At 30.8% G+C, this 18,435-nt stretch carries 19 protein-coding genes; 10 read left to right on the forward strand and 9 right to left on the reverse strand.

Features of this window, described 5'->3' with window-relative positions; all coding sequences use genetic code 11:
• Nucleotides 1-24 precede the first annotated feature (24 nt).
• A complete protein-coding gene (locus tag ACN0WB_RS06005) occupies nucleotides 25-2,892 on the reverse strand; it encodes a M16 family metallopeptidase (RefSeq protein ID WP_417429861.1) in 2,868 nt (955 codons plus the stop codon).
• A 115-nt stretch (nucleotides 2,893-3,007) separates the two neighbouring features.
• Complete coding sequence (locus ACN0WB_RS06010; protein ID WP_417429863.1) at nucleotides 3,008-3,316, reverse strand: hypothetical protein; 309 nt, start codon at nucleotides 3,314-3,316, stop codon at nucleotides 3,008-3,010.
• 95 nt (nucleotides 3,317-3,411) lie between these two features.
• Here ACN0WB_RS06010 and prmA point away from each other — a divergent pair, with 95 nt between their 5' ends.
• A complete protein-coding gene (gene prmA, locus ACN0WB_RS06015; protein ID WP_417429865.1) occupies nucleotides 3,412-4,239 on the forward strand; it encodes a 50S ribosomal protein L11 methyltransferase in 828 nt (275 codons plus the stop codon).
• 211 nt (nucleotides 4,240-4,450) lie between these two features.
• Here prmA and murI read toward each other — a convergent pair whose 3' ends face one another.
• From murI to ACN0WB_RS06040, 5 genes are all read right to left on the reverse strand, one after another.
• The gene (gene murI / locus ACN0WB_RS06020; RefSeq protein ID WP_417429867.1) at nucleotides 4,451-5,281 is read right to left on the reverse strand and encodes a glutamate racemase; all 831 of its coding nucleotides are present in this window, start codon (nucleotides 5,279-5,281) and stop codon (nucleotides 4,451-4,453) included.
• Between the two features lie 126 nt (nucleotides 5,282-5,407).
• Nucleotides 5,408-6,517, reverse strand: a complete 1,110-nt coding sequence (gene hemW / locus ACN0WB_RS06025; RefSeq protein ID WP_417430100.1) for a radical SAM family heme chaperone HemW — start codon at nucleotides 6,515-6,517, stop codon at nucleotides 5,408-5,410.
• A 178-nt stretch (nucleotides 6,518-6,695) separates the two neighbouring features.
• Complete coding sequence (locus ACN0WB_RS06030; protein WP_417429869.1) at nucleotides 6,696-7,646, reverse strand: PorP/SprF family type IX secretion system membrane protein; 951 nt, start codon at nucleotides 7,644-7,646, stop codon at nucleotides 6,696-6,698.
• A 50-nt stretch (nucleotides 7,647-7,696) separates the two neighbouring features.
• Entirely contained in the window at nucleotides 7,697-8,743 is a 1,047-nt protein-coding gene (locus ACN0WB_RS06035) for an RluA family pseudouridine synthase (RefSeq protein ID WP_417429871.1), read from the reverse strand.
• 60 nt (nucleotides 8,744-8,803) lie between these two features.
• On the reverse strand, nucleotides 8,804-9,814 hold the full coding sequence (locus ACN0WB_RS06040; RefSeq protein WP_417429872.1) for a PASTA domain-containing protein: 1,011 nt from the start codon (nucleotides 9,812-9,814) through the stop codon (nucleotides 8,804-8,806).
• 150 nt (nucleotides 9,815-9,964) lie between these two features.
• Between ACN0WB_RS06040 and ACN0WB_RS06045 the strand changes: the two genes are divergently transcribed.
• The 4 genes from ACN0WB_RS06045 to ACN0WB_RS06060 all read left to right on the forward strand — a co-directional run bounded on the left by ACN0WB_RS06045 (nucleotide 9,965) and on the right by ACN0WB_RS06060 (nucleotide 12,650).
• A complete protein-coding gene (locus ACN0WB_RS06045) occupies nucleotides 9,965-10,948 on the forward strand; it encodes a D-alanine--D-alanine ligase (RefSeq protein ID WP_417429874.1) in 984 nt (327 codons plus the stop codon).
• Nucleotides 10,949-11,055: 107 nt separating this feature from the next.
• Nucleotides 11,056-11,517 carry a pantetheine-phosphate adenylyltransferase gene (gene coaD, locus ACN0WB_RS06050; RefSeq protein ID WP_417429876.1) on the forward strand — a complete coding sequence of 154 codons (462 nt, stop codon included), beginning with the start codon at nucleotides 11,056-11,058 and terminating at the stop codon, nucleotides 11,515-11,517.
• Between the two features lie 81 nt (nucleotides 11,518-11,598).
• Nucleotides 11,599-11,970, forward strand: a complete 372-nt coding sequence (locus ACN0WB_RS06055; RefSeq protein ID WP_417429878.1) for a four helix bundle protein — start codon at nucleotides 11,599-11,601, stop codon at nucleotides 11,968-11,970.
• Between the two features lie 44 nt (nucleotides 11,971-12,014).
• Nucleotides 12,015-12,650 carry a trimeric intracellular cation channel family protein gene (locus tag ACN0WB_RS06060; protein WP_417429880.1) on the forward strand — a complete coding sequence of 212 codons (636 nt, stop codon included), beginning with the start codon at nucleotides 12,015-12,017 and terminating at the stop codon, nucleotides 12,648-12,650.
• Between the two features lie 55 nt (nucleotides 12,651-12,705).
• Here the strand turns inward: ACN0WB_RS06060 and ACN0WB_RS06065 are convergent, their stop codons facing one another.
• Together ACN0WB_RS06065 and ACN0WB_RS06070 are read right to left on the reverse strand one after the other, a co-directional pair.
• On the reverse strand, nucleotides 12,706-13,269 hold the full coding sequence (locus ACN0WB_RS06065; RefSeq protein ID WP_417429882.1) for a DUF2892 domain-containing protein: 564 nt from the start codon (nucleotides 13,267-13,269) through the stop codon (nucleotides 12,706-12,708).
• 255 nt (nucleotides 13,270-13,524) lie between these two features.
• Nucleotides 13,525-14,019 carry a dihydrofolate reductase gene (locus ACN0WB_RS06070; protein WP_417429884.1) on the reverse strand — a complete coding sequence of 165 codons (495 nt, stop codon included), beginning with the start codon at nucleotides 14,017-14,019 and terminating at the stop codon, nucleotides 13,525-13,527.
• A gap of 77 nt (nucleotides 14,020-14,096) precedes the next feature.
• Here ACN0WB_RS06070 and ACN0WB_RS06075 point away from each other — a divergent pair, with 77 nt between their 5' ends.
• The 5 genes from ACN0WB_RS06075 (at nucleotide 14,097) to ACN0WB_RS06095 (ending at nucleotide 18,386) form a co-directional block, all read left to right on the forward strand.
• On the forward strand, nucleotides 14,097-14,702 hold the full coding sequence (locus ACN0WB_RS06075) for a LemA family protein (RefSeq protein WP_417429886.1): 606 nt from the start codon (nucleotides 14,097-14,099) through the stop codon (nucleotides 14,700-14,702).
• A 3-nt stretch (nucleotides 14,703-14,705) separates the two neighbouring features.
• Nucleotides 14,706-15,131 (forward strand): TPM domain-containing protein, encoded by a 426-nt coding sequence (locus tag ACN0WB_RS06080; RefSeq protein WP_417429888.1) that lies wholly within the window; start codon nucleotides 14,706-14,708, stop codon nucleotides 15,129-15,131.
• Complete coding sequence (locus ACN0WB_RS06085) at nucleotides 15,112-15,915, forward strand: TPM domain-containing protein (RefSeq protein WP_417429890.1); 804 nt, start codon at nucleotides 15,112-15,114, stop codon at nucleotides 15,913-15,915. The genes ACN0WB_RS06080 and ACN0WB_RS06085 overlap by 20 nt, the downstream gene beginning before the upstream one ends.
• Nucleotides 15,916-16,003: 88 nt before the next feature.
• Nucleotides 16,004-16,525 carry an NAD(P)H-dependent oxidoreductase gene (locus tag ACN0WB_RS06090; protein WP_417429892.1) on the forward strand — a complete coding sequence of 174 codons (522 nt, stop codon included), beginning with the start codon at nucleotides 16,004-16,006 and terminating at the stop codon, nucleotides 16,523-16,525.
• A gap of 1 nt (nucleotide 16,526) precedes the next feature.
• Nucleotides 16,527-18,386, forward strand: coding sequence for a monovalent cation:proton antiporter-2 (CPA2) family protein (locus ACN0WB_RS06095; protein ID WP_417429894.1), 1,860 nt, complete (start codon nucleotides 16,527-16,529; stop codon nucleotides 18,384-18,386).
• The last annotated feature ends 49 nt before the right edge of the window (nucleotides 18,387-18,435 follow it).

An 18,435-nucleotide genomic window follows, 5' to 3' on the forward strand; every position in this document is an offset into this window, starting at 1 on the left:
TTTTTTTGAATTAAAAAAAAAGGATTAATATCCAAAAATCTCCGCCAAAGATAATTCCTGAAATTCTCCCAATTTTTCAAGCGCTTTTATATCTAAATTTTCTTTTTTACCAATAATTGCGGTGTTAAATTTTAATGGTTTTACATTAGAATTATAGAAATCCGTCAAATCTTCTAAGGTTAATTTTCCGATTTCCTTATAAACTTCTTCTCGTAAATCGTAATCAACATTCAATTTTTCTAACCGTAGTTTATTGAAAAATATATTGGTTCGATTAATTCTTCCTGATTCAATTTTTTTAAAAGCAGAGTTTTTAGAATTGATAAACTGAAACTCAACTTGTGGTAAATTTTCCATCAATTCATCCATCGCATCCACTGCAATTTTTAATTTATCCGGTTGCGTTCCGATATAGGTTGAAATATAATCTGGATGAGAAATTTCTGCATTTGCGGCGTAAGAAACATAGGCAGAATACGCCAAACTTTTACTTTCACGTAATTCCTGAAAAATAATAGAAGACAATCCGCTTCCAAAATATTCATTAAAAACATTTATTTTTCCAAAATTTTCAATGTTTACAAGATTTCCTTTCGCTACTTTGCTCATTTCCAATTGCACCATTTCATAATTTGCGAAATAAACTTTGCCCGAAGTTTTCGGTTCTGGGTAAATTTTTGGTTCAAGAATTTTATATAATTCCGGTTTTATAAACGGTTCTGCAAACTGCAAAAACTGTGTTAAATTTTTTCCATAAAAGAAAATTTGATACGGAAAACTGAAGATTTTTTTAATTTTATCTGTCAAACTTTTTACATCAATACTTTTTAATTCTTTCTCCGAAATTAAATCGCGTTTTCGAGAATTTTTTCCAAATTTTGCGTAATCAACCAAAGCAGAAAAAATTCTGTTTTTATCTTTTTTCGCTGCTTCTCTACTTTCTAAAATTGTATTTACAAACTCTAAATAAACATTTTGCTCCGGTTTTACAGTTGTCATCAAATGATGCAAAAGCGCCATTCCTTTGGAAATATTTTCTTCTAAACCAATGAGAGAAATTCGCAATTCATTGTGTGTTGTTTTAAAATCATTAGAAATTCCCAGTTTATAAAACTCTTGATTAAGCTGATCAGCTGAAAAATTGGCAGTTCCAAAATACTGCAAAACTTGCATCGCTAAACCCAATTCTTTATCATTATCGCTTCCAAAAGGAAATATATAATGAACTTGCGCCAAATTATTTTCCTTATTTTTTACAAAGCTGATTTTCTTTTCCCGCAAAATTGTAGATTCAATTTCTTTTTGGTAATCAATAAAGACAGGTTTTATCGGAAGTGTTTTTTGTGCTAAAATTCGTTTTAAAAAATCAGATTTTACATCTCTATTGATTTTTATTGGTGTTATTCCTGGATTATCAACTCGAATTAAATCTTCATTTTCGGCTTTTTCTTTGTAAACTACAACATAATTTTCTTTAAAAAAATCATTTGCAAAAACCACAATTTCTTCTTTTGTGATGCTTTCGTATTCCGACATTTCTTGCAATTCTTCCTGCCAAGTTCTGTTTTTTATATAAGTGTCGTAAAGATTACATGCTAAACCATCTGCAGTTTCTAAGGCTTTTAAACGCTGTAATTTAAAGTCATTGAAAATCGCTTCCAGAAGCCAATCTTCAAATTCTCCTTTTTTAATTAAATTAATTTGCTCCAAAAGCATTGCAATTCCTTCCTCTAAACTTTGCTCTTCTTTCGGAACAATTACGGCAGAAAAATAGCCGTAATTTTTAAAACCTGTTGAAAAAGCTTGAGCAAAAAGTGCTTTTTGGGCTTGATTAATATTTAAATCCAAAAGTCCAGCTTCTCCTCTATTTGTTAAAATATTAGCGCAAATATCTGCCAATTGGGATTCTCTTGAACCATAACTGTCAGTTCTCCACGCAATTTGAGCACGAGCAATTGTAGGAGATTTTACGACTTTTTTAGAAATTTTGGTTAAAGGTTTTTCAAGTATTTTTTCCTTTAAAGGCAATTCTTTCGGTTTTAATTTACCAAAATATTTGTCAACTAATTTTATGGTTTCCTTAAATTCAAAATCACCTACCAAAACTAAAGCATAATTATTCGGCACGTAAAAATCCTCAAAATATTGATGAATAGCTTTCATAGAAGGATTTTTCAAATGTTCTGCTTTTCCCAAAGTGGTTTGTTGCCCGTTTGGATGTGTAGGAAAAAGCAATTCCATCAAAGCATAGTTAGTAATTCTGCCGTCATTATCTTGCGCTCGATTAAATTCTTCATACACAGATTCCAATTCAGTATGAAATAATCTTAAAGTCAATTCAGAAAAACGTTCCTTTTCAATTTCCAACCATTTTTCCAGTTCGTTATTTGGAATATTATTTTTGTAAACCGTTTCATCTAACCAAGTATGAGCATTTGTTCCAGTTGCACCGAGTGAAGAAATCGCTTTGTCATATTCATTTGCGATGGCAAATTCACTCGCTTTTTGCGAAACTTCATCTATTTTTTTATAAATTTCTTTCTTTTTTTGTATGTCTTTTTCAGATTTATGAGCTTCATATAATTCAGAAATTTGGTCTAAATATTTTTTTTCTTCTCGCCAATTTAAAGTTCCAAGCTTTGAAGTTCCTTTAAACATCATGTGTTCTAAATAATGGGCTAAACCTGTGTTGTCTTTTGGATCATTATTACTTCCCGTTTTTACCGGGATATAAGTTTGAATTTTTGGCGCATCAAAATTTTGAGCTAAAAAAACTTGTAAGCCATTTTTTAAAGTATAAATTCTAACTTTATTAGGGTCGTTTTCGAAAGTTTTATAAGTAAAACCGTTTTCGTCGGTCGTAGAAATTTCAGGAAATTGCGTGGAAATCATTTAGTAGAAAAATTAATTTTAATAGAATTTTACTTAAAATTCCATCTTGCGAAAATACAGAATTCAGAAATGTTTTCTCATTTCTTTTCATTCTAATTTTAAGAAAAATCCGTAATTATTTTTTAGCTAAACGTTCTTTTTTTGGAACTGAATTTAAAATTGTATAAACAGAATCATTTCTAATTCTCCCTTTTAAGGCAGAATATTTGGAACTATCTTTTGGTTTTGAATTTGGCATAATCATTAAAGGAGTTTTTGTCTTATTTAACTGATTTAATAACAATTTGCTTTTGGATAATTGAATTGTATCATTTTGTGGTATAATTTCAATTTTAGTTAATGGAATAGTTTCGGAAGTTTTTTCCTGTGCAAAAGTCATTAAAGAAATCAAAGTAAATACTGCAATTAACCTAAATTTAAACATATTTCTAATTTTTAATAAAGTTATAAAAAAACTCAATAAAAGTATTAATGATTTTTTTTAAATCTCAAATACCTTATTTTTGCAAAAATTATTTTATGCAAAACTATTTAGAATTTAACTTTAAAATTAAACCAGTTCAACCGTGGAGTGATATTTTGATGGCGGAATTAATTGAAATTGGTTTCGATAGTTTTACAGAAGAACATGACGGAATTTTGGCTTATATTCAAAAAGAATTTTTTAGTGAAAATGAATTAAAAACTTTGGATTTGCTTAATAATCCTGAAGTTGAAATTTTTTACACTTCCCAAGAAATGCCCAATATTAATTGGAACGAAGAATGGGAAAAAAACTTTTCGCCGATTATTGTTGAAGATAAAGTTTCGATTCGGGCAGAATTTCACGAAGCTAAAAACCTGCCTTTTGAAATTATCATTCAGCCAAAAATGTCTTTCGGAACGGGACATCACGCGACAACTTATTTGATGATTCAGCAAATGTTGGATATGGATTTTAAAGGGAAAACCGTTCTAGATATGGGTTGCGGAACTTCTGTTTTGGCGATTTTCGCAAAAATGAGTGGTGCGGCAGAAACTTTGGGAATTGATATTGATGAATGGTCTGTGGAAAACTCTATAGAAAATGCAGCGAGAAATAATGTTGACTTCAAAGTTGAATTAGGAACTGCAGATAATTTAGGAAAAGAAAGTTTTGATATTATTTTAGCCAATATCAACCGAAATATTTTGATTTCCGATATTCCAATTTATGTAAAAAACTTGAATGAAAACGGTGAACTTTTGCTTTCCGGTTTGTGTTTCTTTGATGTGGACGATATTTTGGAAGTTTGTAATGCTGAAAATTTAAAACTAACGAAGAAAATTCAGCGGGAAGAATGGGTTTCTTTACTGCTTGAGAAATAATTTCTTTTTTACCACAAAGTCACAAAGGATTAATTCCAAAATTATTCTTACAGTTCATAAAGGAGAAAATCTGAAGATTTTCAGAAAATTTGCGTACTTACTACAAGAAAAAAATTATACATTTTTAAAAAATTAAAACTTTGTGACTTTGTGGTTTTATTTAATTGGTCTTAGATTGATTATGTTCATCGTTTTGAACAATGAATGAAGTTTACAAAACCTGCAACTTCAATTCTATAGATTTCCCAAAGAATTTTTTAGAAATTTTTTCAAAGTTTTTGGTGAGATCCGAAAGATAAAAATCATAACTTGCTTCTGGATTTTGCTCATTTAGCAAGTGTCGTTTTTCCAAAGAATGTCTTACTTGATTTGCCACGATATTCGGTGAATCTATTACTCTCACACGATTTCCATAATATTGGCGGATTTCATCAATCAACAAGGGATAATGCGTACAACCCAAAATTAAAGTTTCAATATTTTTTAATTTTTGATTGCTCAAATAATGGTAAATAATGGAATGTGTAATCGCGTGATTCTTAAAACCTTCTTCTATCGCGGGAACCAGAAGTGGTGTCGCCAATTCATCTACTTTAATAAATTTATTATGTTTTCTGATACTTTTGCGGTAAAGTCCAGAATTTATGGTTGCTTTTGTTGCAATAACTCCGACATTTGTGTGAATTTCAAAAGCGACTTTTTCCGCTACAGGATTTATAACATCAAACACCAAAGCTTGGTTTTGTACCAATTCTAAAACTTCTTTTAAGGCATTTGCTGTCGCAGAATTACACGCAATTACAATCGCTTTACAATTTTTTTCCAATAAAAATTGTGCAATTTTTACGGAATATCCTATGATTGCATCTTTGGATTTATCACCGTAAGGTAAATGTTTTGTATCACCGAAATAAATCAGATTTTCGTGTGGCATTAAGCGTTTTATCTCTTTTGCAACGGTTAATCCACCGACGCCCGAATCAAAAATACCGATGGGTTGTGAGGCGGAAAGATGAGTGAAGTTTTCTTTTTGTGTTTTCAAAAGTTTGAAATTGAATAGACAAATTTAATGAATTTTTAGAAACTATTTTATGGATTTTTCTTAACACAAATAGCAGTAATATTCTTTAATTAAAAACACAAATGACACAAATTTGAAATCTTGAATCTAAACCAGAAATAAATCGCTTGCAATTCCATCTGCGAGGAACCAATGTTTTTCTGGGATTTTTAAATAATTATTATCTAAAATTAGAAATCCATCATTTAATTTTTGCTGAATTGTAGTTTGTGATTTTTCTAAAAATTCTTCGGTAAATTTCTCTTTTAATTTTAAAAAATCTACTCCTAAACTTGTTCTTAAACCAATCATCAACATTTCATTAAACTGTTCTTTTTCACTTAAAATTTCTGTTTCTAATGCTAATTTATTTTGTGAAATTTCTTGAATATATTTCTGATTATTTGCTACATTCCAACTTCTTTTGTTATTTCCGTTATACGAATGTGCGGATGGACCGATTCCAAGATATTCATTATAATTCCAATACGCGGAATTGTGTTTGGAATGAAAACCGGGTTTTGCAAAATTGGAAATTTCGTAATGTTGAAAGCCATTTTCCTTTAAAAAACCGGACATAAAATAAAATTCTTCATTTTGTTCAGATTCATTTGGTTCAGAAATTTTATTAGTTAAAACCCATTGATGTAGCGCGGTTTTTGGTTCAACCGTTAAAGCATAAGACGAAATATGCGGAACTTCTAACTCAATTGTTTTTTGAAGATTTTGCTTCCAAATTTCCATATTTGAAGTTGGCGAACCATAAATTAAATCGATGCTTAAATTTTCAAAACCAAAATCTTGCGCTCGTTTGATGGAACTTTCTGCTTCGGCTGAATTGTGCGCGCGATTCATCATTTTTAAATCGGGTTCGTAAAAAGATTGTGTTCCGATTGATAAACGATTAAACTCTGTTTTAGATAATTCTTTTAAAAAATTTTGACTTAAATCATCTGGATTTGCTTCTAAAGTTATTTCAATATTTTCATCAAAAGTGTAATGTTTTAAAACTTCATCTATTAAAAATTTTAAATCATCTACTTTTAATAAAGATGGTGTTCCACCGCCGAAATACAAAGATTTTAAGGTTTTATTTTCTAATTCATTTTGGCGCATTTTTATTTCTTTTGCCATCGCAGAAATCATTTCATTTTTTAAATTTAATGAAGTAGAAAAATGGAAATTGCAATAGCTGCATTTTTGTTTGCAGAAAGGAATGTGGAGGTAAATCAAGGATTTAGGTTGTAGATTTTAGAAAAAATTATAGAAATATTGAATAAATTAAATGTTTTTCAGCGTTCACTTGCAGCCCGACTTGAGCGGAAATCCTTTTGTGAGGAGGAACGACGAACAAAAGATTGGGAGCGGAAGGCGGAAAAAGCTGCCCAAAAAAAATCTATCGGTATCTGTAACCTCGACTGTTTATAAAATTATCAAAATTATAACCAATACTCAACATAAAACTGTTTCCGCCGTAAGATTGAATATCGGACATTCCCATATTATAAGTCGCGCCAAAAGTAAATTTATTAATTTTCGCTTTTATAATCGGAGATAAACTGAGTTGTTGACTTCCAACATTATCATTCGCAGTACGGAAACTAACGCCAGCTGCAAAAAGATTGGTGTCATTATAAACTTTAGCTAAAATATTAAAATCAACCAATTTAGAAGAATTGGTATTTAAGTTAACCAAAACCGAAGGTTCTAAAGAAAATCCTTCTGTAAGAATATAATTATAACCCAGATTTAAAATATATTTTGTTGGCGACGGTTCTATTCCGTTTACAACTGGAATATCGTTTGTTAAAGGAATATCTACAATTGAAGCGCCTGCAAAGAAATTTTTGTAAGTTGCTTGTAAACCAAGATTTGCGTAAACTATGAAAATATTATTATTTCCTTCATAAAGCAAAGGGTCATTTGGGTCTTGCGGATTTAAAGCGCCATAGTCAAAACTCATGTTATAAAAGTTAACATTGGTTCCGAAAGAAAATTGGTCTTTTCTTTCACCATCATCACTTAGCGGAATAAAATAAGCGGCTCCTGCGGAAATTCCATTGGATGAAATGGGTCCATTTTGATCACGGAAAAATGAAATTCCTGCTCCGACTCTATCAAAAACATTGGCATGAATTCCTATGGATTGTACATTTGGAGATTCTGAAAGTTTTGAAAATTGTTTTTGATAATTTCCATTGATTACCACATCATCTGTCTCACCATAATGTGCGGGATTTAATAAAAACTGTCCATCTAAAAGGTATTGTTGATAAATTGGCAAAGTTTCTTGCGCGACAGCAAAACCACTCATTAATACAACAAAAAATATATATAATTTTCTCACACTCTTTTTTAAAAACTAATAACGCCAAATTTAGGTAAAAAATATAAAATCTAATTGTTTTCTAAATAATTTCGCCATTTTTCTATAGCTTCTTGCATATCTTTTGGCATCGGACTTTCAAAATACATTTCTTCTTTAGTTACAGGATGTATAAAACCTAAGCTATGTGCATGCAAAGCGTGTCTGGGTAAAATTTCAAAAATGTTTTGAACGAATTTTTTATATTTTGGTAAATTAATTCCTTTTAAAATATGATGTCCTTCATAACGCTCATCATTAAATAAAGTATGACCTATATGTTTAAAATGTGCCCTAATTTGGTGAGTTCTTCCAGTTTCCAATTTACATTCTACCCAAGTAATGTATTTAAATCTTTCTAAAACTTTGTAATGTGTAACGGCGTGCTTTCCAAAACTTCCATCTTCGAAAGTAAACATTTGCATTCTGTTTTTTGGATGTCGACCAATATTTCCTGTAATTGTTCCTTCATCTTCAGTAAAATTTCCCCACGCAAAAGCCCAATAAAGTCTTTTAGTTGTGCGGTCAAAAAATTGTTTTGCTAAAAAACTCAAAGCATATTCATTTTTTGCAATTACGAGCAAACCGGACGTGTCTTTATCAATTCTGTGGACTAAACCAACGCGGTCTAAATCGGATTTAAAATTTTTATCTTTTTGAAAATGAAAAGCCAACGCATTAATTAAAGTTCCGTCCCAATTGCCGTGTCCTGGATGAACAACCATTCCCGCTTCTTTATCTACAACTAAAACATCATTGTCTTCATAAATAATATTTAAAGGAATATCTTGTGGAACAATTATATTTTCTCTCGGCGGATGTGCCAAAAGAACGGAAATTTCGTCTCCTGGTTTTACGCGATAATTTTGTTTTACTGCTTTTCCATTAACCCAAACATTTCCTGCGCGACAAGCTTGTGAGACTTTATTTCTGGTAGAATTTTGACGAAAAATTAACAAATATTTATCTATTCTAAGCAAGGATTGATTTGCGTCAACTTTTATATTAAAATGCTCGTAGAGACCAGAGTTTTCTTCGTCATTTTCATTATCTTCTAAACTATCGTTTTCGCTTTTCATTTATATTTTTAAAATAAAAAAACTTCAACAAAGTCAAAGTTTTTTTAGTTAAATAATTTTTTATTCTACTACCACTTTTTTGGCTTTTGGCTTCACCGGAGTTGGTTTTGGTGTAACTTTAGGAGCTGCAGTTGTAGTGGTTTTTTCAACTTTTGGTTTTGAATCTTGTTCCGGTTTAGGTTTCACTTCCGGTTTAGATTCATTTGGGATTTTCACCGGTTCATCGTAAACTGGCGGTACATAATCTTTGATGCGAGTGGAAGTAGTATCAATTCTAATTCTATACATAGAATTTAATTGAGAAATTTTACTTCCCAATTCTGCGGGTGTTTTTTTACTTGCCCATAAATCAATTTGCATTCCTTGATCTCGAACCGAATTACTTTCAGGATCTTGATAATAAACGATATCCGATTCGTCTCTTCCACCATCTTCATGTTCTACAAGACCAACTTCAAAAAGATTTTGTGCAATAATTGCTTTAGCTTCTTGAACTGTTAAACCGACCAAATTTGGAATTGAAATGTTTCTTTTTGGCCCTGCTCCAATAACTAAATCAATCACGCTAAACTTAGGAAGTAAAGTTCCTGGTTTTAAAATGCTTCCATTAAGTTGCATTCTAAGAACTGCATCTGTTTGGATACTCGGTTCATAAATTGTATCTCCCACTTTTAAACCTACAGCTTCTAAATTTCTAAAAGCTGTATTCTTATATTTATCAATAATGTCTGGAACTGTAACTGGAGCCCAAGAACGCGGATTAACAAGTAATGTCACAATTCGCCCATCTTTTACATGAGATCCTGCTGCAGGAAACATTTTTAAGATTTGAAATGGTTTATATTTAGGATTAAATTCTGCGCTATCAACTTCATATTCTAAGCCAGTTTCATCTAAAATTTTTATTCCATCTTGTGTAGATTTATTGACTAAACTCGGTATAACGATTTCTTTACCATGATTGGTATGAAATTCTAACCACCGAAATGTAAGCCAAACAAGTCCAGTAAAAATAAGCATAGCAAGGAGTAGATTTACTAATACTTTCCAATGGAAAAGTGATTTCAGCATAGTTTTTATTTAATTAAAATAATAACGCAAATATATAAAAATTCTTTTTCCGTTTGGGAATAGAAAAATATTTAAATTCTTAAAATAGATTTATAATTAGCTATTTTACCAAAAAACATTTCTCTAAATTTGCTACATTAATTTTCTCCTATGATTAAGAAAAATATTGCCGTTGTTATGGGCGGCTATTCTGATGAATATGTAGTTTCACTAAAAAGTGGACAACTAATTTATGACTCTTTAAATAAAGATTTATATAATGTTTACAAAGTACAAATCTTAAAAGATGGTTGGTTTTTCATAGATGACCGAGGTGATAAAATGGAAATAGATAAATCTGATTTTTGTGTCAATTTATCAAGCGGTTATAAAGTGAAATTTGATGTTTGTTTTAATATTATCCACGGAACTCCTGGAGAAAATGGCATTCTGCAAGCTTATTGGGACGCAGTTGGACAAAAATATACCGGTTGTAATTTTTATCAAAGCGCTCTTACTTTTAATAAAAAAGATACACTTGCTGTACTTTCAAAATATAATATTCCTTCCGCGAAAAGTATTTATTTAAGAAAAGGAGAAACGGTTTCGGAAGAAGAAGTGGTGGAGAAATTGGGACTTCCAGTTTTTGTAAAACCCAATCAATCTGGATCTTCTTTGGGAATTACAAAATTAAAAGATATTAAAAACTTACAAAAAGCAATTGATTTTGCCTTCGCAGAAGATGATGAAATTTTAATAGAAAGTTTCCTCGACGGAATGGAAGTTTCAGTTGGAGTTCTAGATTATAAAGGTGAAACCCTAGTTTTGGGAATTACAGAAATAGTTTCTGAAAATGAATTTTTTGATTATGAAGCTAAATATGAAGGTGCTTCCCAAGAAATTACACCCGCAAGAATTGATGATGAAACGAGAAAAAAAATAGAAAATATTGCCATAAAAGCGTACAATTCTTTAGGAATGAGCGGCTTTTCTCGATCAGAATTTATAATTATGAACGGAACTCCATATATGTTGGAAATGAATACCAATCCTGGATTTTCCCCGGCGAGTATTTTACCACAACAAGCCAAACATTATGGAATTTCTTTGGAAGATTTGTGTGGTCACGAAATAGAAAAAGCTTTGGCAAAATAATAAAGAAAAACTATACTTATGAAATCGCGATTTAGAAATTTGAAAATAAACAAGCATTAAATTAGACGAGTTTGTAAGAACTTTGAAAACAAAAAATAATTTAAAATATGAAAACTGCAGTATTCCCGGGTTCTTTTGACCCCATTACACTTGGTCATTTCGATATTGTAGAAAGAGCAGTACCACTTTTTGATAAAATAATAATTGCAATCGGGCAAAATTCTCAAAAGAAATATATGTTTACTTTAGAACAAAGAATTAATTTTATTAAAGAAACATTCAAAGATTTTCCCAACGTAGAAGTAGATTCTTTTGAAGGTTTAACCATTGATTATTGCCGAAGTAAAAATGTTAATTTTATTCTTCGTGGACTTAGAAATCCTGCCGATTTCGAATTTGAAAAAGCCATCGCACAAACCAACCGAACTTTAACGCATGACAATAAAATAGAAACTATTTTTCTTTTAACTTCCGCTGGTAAATCCTTTATTAGCAGCAGTATTGTAAGAGAAATTATTTCATTTAAAGGAAATTATGAAATATTAGTTCCAGATGCGGTAAAAGTATAAGCAATTGGTAATTGGTAATTAATAATTGGTAATTGGTAATTGGTAATTAACAAAAAAACAGTAAAATTAAAATTAATTAAAATGGGTAATTTAGATTTTAATCAAACTTTTCGAGACAGAACTAAAAAACTATGCATTGCAATTATTAAATCATTATCTCCATTAAAATATTCCGAAGATTTGTCCGTCATTAGAAAACAAATATACCGATGTTCTTCATCAATAGCTGCAAATTATAGAGCAGTTGGAAGAGCAAGATCGGAAAAAGAAAAATTTTCAAAATTATGTATTGTTGTTGAAGAAGCAGATGAAACTCAATTTTGGTTAGAAGTGATTGAAGAATTAGACTATTTACCAATAGAAATATTTCTACCTTTAAAATCTGAATGCGACGAAATTGTAAAAGTAATGACGAGTTATAAAAAGAAACTGTCCGATAAGATCCCAAAATAATTTTTTATATTACTCATTACCAATTATTTATTACCCATTTTTAAATGCACGAACAAATAAATTTTATCATCGAAATTCTAGGAACAATTGCTTTTGCAATGTCTGGTTCCTTTGCGGCGATGCAAAAAAGATTTGATCCATTTGGCGTCTTAATTATTGCCTTTGTTACTTCAGTTGGTGGCGGAACTGTGCGAGATGTTTTGCTAGATGTTCCGGTTTTTTGGATGCACGATATTTTTATTTGTGTTGTCGTTTTTGTTTCTTGTATTTTTGCGATGCTTGTAAAATCCTTTGAAAAGAAATTTCGTGTAACATTATTTTTATTTGACAGTTTTGGTTTGGGATTATTTACAATTGTAGGTGTTCAGAAAGGACTTTCTGCAAATCTTCATCCAGTTATTTGTCTTACTTTGGGAACAATTACAGGTTGTTTTGGAGGTGTAATTCGGGATATTTTACTTAATAGAATTCCACTCATTTTTAGGAAAGAAATTTACGCAACAGCATGTTTAGTGGGCGGTTTATTCTTTTTAATCGCAGTAAAATATTTTACTTTTTCTTATACCTTTGTACAGATTTTTACAATTTTAACGATTGTAATTATTAGAACTTTAGCTGTGAGATTTCAATGGGAAATTCCAAAATTTTATTGGTCCGATCGTAATAATTCGGAAATGTAACCAAAAAAAATTCTGAAAAATACTTCCAGAATTGAATTATTTAAAATATTATTCCTTAAAATTTACCGCGGTTTCGCATGTTTGGATTATGCATGTGTTTTTGCATTGTCGGTAATTTCATTTGGTCTTTTAGCATTTTTATTTGTTCAGTCATCATACCTGAAGTGTCTAATTTTTTTGCTTCTTCTAAAAGTCTTGCGCCTTCTTGTCTTCTACCTTTTTGCAACGCTCCTGCTGCTAAATTTAAAGTTGCCATTGCACGATCGTGTTTCATATTAAGACCAAAATCTAAGGCTTTTTTCATTAATGGTTCTACTTTTTGTGGCTCTTTTTCAGCAAAAGTCAAACCTCTCAAATAATGAAAATAACCAAACTGTGATTTATGAAGTTGCTTTTTATAATCTGTAATACTATCTAACCAATCTCCAGCTTTTTCCATTTTTTGCTTTCTTAATTGATAAAATGCTAAAAGAATAAATTCATTTTTAAAAAATAAAAATATTGGAATTCCTGCTAAAATTACGACTACAATTCCCCATCCAATTTGTCTGTTCATCATTAAGAAAACGCCTAAAGCAATAATTACCGCAGAAATTAAAAATTTTATATACTTATTCATTTATTTATTTTAATTGTGCAAAGATAGAATTCAAAAGTTAGAATTCAAAGTTTAAACTTTATAGATTTATCAGAAAAAAAATCAATAAAATTTATTTTATAGCTTATTTAAAATTCTACAGCAAAAGAGACAAAAGAAAATATGATTTTTAAGAAATTCAAAAGTTGCAAAATGAATACAAATAACATTTCACTTTTGCCTCCTTTGATTTCCTAATTTTTCTGAATTATGCTTTTGCCTCATTTGCGGTTAAAATTATTTTGCTTTTTTCCGTTCCCAAGTTTGAAAACAAAAGTCAAAAACATTTTTTTCATCTTTTTCAAAACAGATTTCTTCTGTTTTAGTAAATTCTTTTCCTTTAATCTTCGGGAAAAAAGTATCTGCTTTCAAAGTAGTTTTTACTAAAGTTACTTTTAAAACATCCGCAAATTCAATGGTTTGTCCGTAAATACTTCCACCGCCAATTATGAAAACTTCTTCATCAATTTTTTTGGCAAATTTTAAAGCTTCTTTTATACTTCCAACAATTAAAATGCCTTCTTCAAACCAATCACTTTTATTACTAATCACAATATTTGTACGGTTTGGTAAAGCTTTACCTATACTTTCAAAAGTTTTTCGCCCCATAATTATGGGATGATTTGTTGTTATTTCTTTAAAGTGTTTTAAATCTTTCGGAAGATGCCACAACAATTGATTTTGATAGCCAATTTCATTGTTTTCTCCCATTGCAACTACAAGCGTAACCATTAATTTTCAAATTTTTACAAATTTAGCACATAATTTGTATATTTGGTTCTCAAATAAAATATTAAAAACATAAAACTATGAAAAACAAAGGTTGTATGAGCGCCGGAACTATCGGTATTGTTCTACTTATTATCGCTGCAATTGTATTTTTTTGGGGGAAAAGTGGTTATAATAATTTCGTTACTCAAGAACAAAATGTAAACACAAAATGGTCCAATGTAGAAACAGTTTACCAAAAAAGAGCAAACTTAATCCCTGCTTTAGAAAATACAGTAAAATCTTACGCAAATTTTGAAAAATCTACATTAACAGATGTAATTGAAGCCAGATCAAAAGCTACTGCAATTAATATTGATCCTTCAAATATGACTGAAGCAGATATGGCAAAATTTCAAGCCGCACAAGGAGAATTAACGGGCTCGTTAAGTAGATTAATGGCTGTTGTAGAAAATTATCCTAATCTAAAAGCAGATCAACAATATCTAAATTTTCAGCGAGAATATACCGCTATTGAAAACAGCATCAGAACTGAAACCGTTTATTTTAACCAAGCTGCGCAAGAATATAATACTTCAATAAAAAAGTTTCCAAATAATATTTTAGCAAATTTTACCAACTTTAAAGAAAAACCTTATTTCAAAGCAGATGCAGGAGCAGCAAAAGCGCCCGAAGTTTTTAAATAATTAATGGAATTTCTAACCAACAAAGATTTAGCTGAACTCGTAGAAGCCATAAAAACTGCAGAAAATAATTCTACAGGAGAAATTCGTGTGCATATAGATTCTGCTACAGAAACTCAAAATGCGGAAATAGCTTTTGAAATTTTCAAATCATTAAATATGGAGCATACGGCACAGCGCAACGCTGTTTTGTTCCATGTGAATTTTGAACAACGATATCTCACAATAATTGGTGATACAGGAATTCATAAAGTAGTTCACCAAAACTTCTGGGATAATCTTCACGATGAAGTAACTCAAGAATTTGCAAAACAAAATTATTGTGAAGGCTTAAAAAATGCCATTTTAAAAACTGGAATTGAACTGAAAAAATATTTTCCTGTGAAAGGAGAAAATAAAAATGAATTATCTGATGAGATTACCTTCTCTTAAACGTTTTCTTATACTTTTTTTACTGGGATTAAATGTAATCATTTCAGCGCAAAATGTCCCAAAAAAACCGGCCGTTTTATATCCCGTTTATGACGAAACAGGAATTTTAACAGCACAAGAAAAAGAAACTTTAAACCAAAAATTAATAAAATTTTCAGATTCTACTTCCACAGAAATTGAAGTTATAATTATACCTACAACTGGCGGACAAGATGTAAATTTTTTGGCCACGATGTACGGAGAACAATGGAAAATCGGACAAAAGGGAATTGATAATGGGGTTGTTTTTTTAATTGCAACTAACGATCACACTATGTCTATTCAACAAGGTCGCGCAGTGGAACCATATCTCACTGCTTCGGTTGCGGGTCAAATAATGGATTATTTGGTTACGCCCGCTTTTAAACAAGGACAATGGTTTACAGGAATTGACCGCGGAACTTCCGCAATTATGGAAGCCGTACAAGGAAAATTTAAACCAATAAAGAAACAAAAAAGTGATAAGGATGAAGGTTTAAGTTTTTTTCAAATCATGCTTATTGTTTTCGCTATAATTTTCATTTTTAATTTCTTTAAAAATAAAGGTGGTGGAAATTCTAATGATGACGATGATGTTGGACTTTCACGAAGAGGAAGAAAACTTTATCCCGGTGGTTTTTTCCCATTTCCGATTGGAGGTGGTGGATTTGGGGGCGGTTTCGGTGGTGGTTCTTCCAGCGGGGGATTTGGAGGTTTCGGCGGTGGCGGAAGTTTTGGAGGCGGCGGCGCAAGTGGCGGTTGGTAAATAAATTTAAAACAGTTTCATTTTTTGGAACTGTTTTTTTAGGTTTTTTAATTTTAAATAATTATTTTTACCAGAATCACATACATATTTGAAAAATACTTTAGTTCTTTTTGCTCATCCTTATTTGGAACATTCCAGATCCAACCGTGAAATAATAAAATTTTACGGCAAATATGAGCATTTGGATTTTCGGGATTTGTATGAAGATTACCATGATTTTCATATTGCAGCTTTTCGGGAACGCAAAAGATTACCCAATTACGAACGCATCATTTTCCATTTTCCTTTAATTTGGTTTGGAATGCCGCCACTTTTAAAACTTTGGATTGATGAAGTTTTTGACAAACATTGGCAACAAAAAAATGAGAAAAATCCTTTGGAAAAAGTAGATGCTGTGATTTTAATTACTGCGGAAGGCGATGAATCTTGTTACTCAAAAAATGGGAAATTTCATTTTACAATTGAAGAATTACTTTCAGGATTATTGGTTTGTCTTGAAGTAAATAATATTAAATTAAAAGAAATAAAATGTATTTATAACGCCGATAAAATCAGTAAAAAAGAAATAGTACAACACAAATTAGATTTTAAAAAACTATTAGAAGAATAAAATGGAATCCTCTTTTGCAATGACAACGCTAATTTTTCTTGGCGCGGCAATTATCATGGTTCCGTTGGTAAGGAAATTGGGTTTAAGTTCTGTTGTCGGTTATATTTTAGGTGGAATTATTATCGGACCATTTGTATTAAAATTAACTGGAAATGAAGCCGATAATATAATGCATGCTACAGAATTTGGTGTAGTTATGCTTTTATTTTTGGTTGGTTTAGAATTAGAACCCAAAAAGTTTTGGGGAATGCGAAAGAAAATAGTTGGTTTAGGATTAGCTCAAGTTGTATTAACAACGGTTTTACTTTTCGCAATTTTTAGCTGGGCAAATTGGCGCACTGATCAAGCCATAACAATCGCTATTTGCTTTTCACTTTCTTCCACCGCAATTGTTTTACAGACTTTACAGGAAAAAAATATTTTCAATACTGTTGCAGGCGAAGCTTCATTTTCCACGTTACTTTTACAGGATATTGCTGTAATTCCAATTTTGGCTTTATTACCAATCATTGCCAATTATAAACCAAAAGAAGAAACAGTTGGGACCTTATTTTTACAAAGATTTCCAGAATGGGTGCAATCTTTTTCTGTAATTTTAGGAGTTGTAATTTTAATAATTTTAGGTCGCTATGTTTTTGTTCCATTTTTAAGATATGTTTCAAAATCGGGGATGAATGAACTTTTAACCGCTTCTTCTCTATTTTTAGTTTTAGGTGTTTCAGAATTAATGATTGTGGTTGGATTGAGTCCAGCTTTAGGAGCATTTATTGCGGGTGTAATGCTCGCGAATAGTGAATTTCGACACGAATTGGAAAGTCATATTGATCCATTTAAAAGTTTACTTTTAGCCGTCTTTTTTGTAAGCGTCGGTTCTACAATTAATTTCAATGTCATTATCCAAGATCCAATATTTATTTTTGGAACAGCAGCCGCGGTTTTAATAGTGAAATTCATAGTGCTTTTTGGGATAGGAAAATTTCATAAAATGACAAACGATCAGAATTTTCTTTACGCATTTGCTTTGTCACAAGTTGGTGAATTTGCTTTTGTTTTACTAAATTATTCCTCAAATTTATATTTGGTAGAGCCAGTTTTCCATTCCCAAATGTTGGCTGTTGTGGCAATCACCATGTTTGCAACTCCATTTTTATTAATTTTAAATGAAAGATTTATCGCACCTAATTTTAATATTAAATTATCAGAAGACAAGGAAGAAGATTCATTACATCAAGACATTGAGCAACGGAAAATAATTATCGTAGGATTTGGACATTTTGGTTCTACAGTTGGAAGATTATTACGCGCCAATAAATTAAAACCCACAATTTTAGATCACGATTCTAATAGAGTTCGAATTTTACGGGAATATGGATTTAAAGTTTACTACGGCGATGCACGGCGTTTGCAAATGCTGAAAACTGCAGGTGCAGAACACGCCGATATTTTAGTTTTGTGTTTGGATAAACCAGAAGACAACCTTTATATTTCTGAAATGGCAAAAGAAAACTTTCCTAATTTAAAAATATTTGTTCGTGCAAAAAACAGAAATGATGCATTTACCTTTATTAATAATGGAATTGAAAATATTTACCGCGAAACTTTGGGAACTGCCGTAAATATGGCGGTTGATATTTTGCAAAATACTGGAATGAGAAAATATGCAGCAAGACGAATGGCAAAAAGATTTACTTTAATTGATAAAGAAGTGACGCGAAAATTAGCCAAATCTAAAATATCTGATGATTTCACTTTTACGACCAAAGACGCTTTAGAACGAGAATCTGAACTTTTAGCATTGGATAATTTAAATTTTGACGATAAAAAGTTTCAGGAAAATGAAGAGGAAGATTTGGAAAATTAATTTCCTTTTGTTTAATTATCGATACTTCGATATTTTTTAAAAGTATTTC

The organism is Halpernia sp. (assembly GCF_048269545.1).
GTDB lineage: Bacteria > Bacteroidota > Bacteroidia > Flavobacteriales > Weeksellaceae > Halpernia.